This is a genomic window from Streptomyces boncukensis (genome assembly GCF_011045075.1).
GTDB classification, from domain to species: Bacteria; Actinomycetota; Actinomycetes; order Streptomycetales; family Streptomycetaceae; genus Streptomyces; species Streptomyces boncukensis.
In genome coordinates, this window is sequence record NZ_JAAKZZ010001047.1 from 1 (window position 1) to 870 (window position 870).

Annotated in this window: 1 protein-coding gene; it reads left to right on the plus strand. The window is 69.5% G+C overall.

Annotation, left to right across the window (positions count from 1 at the left end; genetic code table 11):
- Positions 1-216: 216 nt before the first annotated feature.
- Positions 217-870: hypothetical protein (locus G5C65_RS37860; protein ID WP_165303609.1), on the plus strand; the 654-nt coding region annotated here is incomplete at its 3' end.

Sequence of the window (870 nt, forward strand, 5' to 3'; positions counted from 1 at the left end):
CACCCACCCCAACGGCCAAGCTCACCACAGGACTTGACTTAAAGTAATCGACTTGCCACGAGCCGTGATGTCGTTCTAGCGTGCTTCCGCAGTACGAAAAGCGGCCCCCGCAGGTGCGGGAACACCTATGCGAGGGCCTCACCAACTAGATCGAAACGGCCTCGATCCATGGCTTCCTCAGACTCTAACTCCCCCCGGCCCGCGCCCGCGCACCCGATGGCCAATCCGGGTTACGGCAAGCGCCCGGCACCGGACCAACTCCCCCGCAAGAGTGACGACTTCGCCCTCCTCGACCGGGACCACGCGCGCCTCGCCGCGTACATCGACCGGCTCCCCGACGGCGCCTCCCTCGACCACAAGGCGCTGGCCAAACACCTCCCAGGCATCGGCCAGGCCGCCTGCCGCACCGCCCTCAAGGAGCTGACCAACGTCGGTTACCTGCGCCGCTTCCTGGAGGCGATCCAGCTCGACGGCGGCACGGGCGTGCGCTGGGTGACCCGGACGTTCTTCTCCCGGACGCCCCGCGAGGACGGCTGGTGGGAGCAGTTCCGCATCGAGAACGAACTGCTCCCGCTCCCCGACCGCAGCACGGCACCAGACCCGCAACCGGCACAACCGGAAGAGACGGCGCAGGCGGCGCGTACGCCCGCGTACGAGGCCCTCGCCGCGCTCGGCCACCGCGATCCCCGCCTCACGCTCTCCGCAGCCGACTGCGCCGCGCTCGAACCCCTCGCGGCCCGCTGGCTGCGGCGCGACCCGTCACCAGAACGCTTCACGCACGCCCTCGCGAGCGGGCTCCCGCCAGAAGGCATCACCAGCCCCCGCGCATTCCTGGCCAAACGACTGGAGACCAAGTTGCCCCCTGAGACC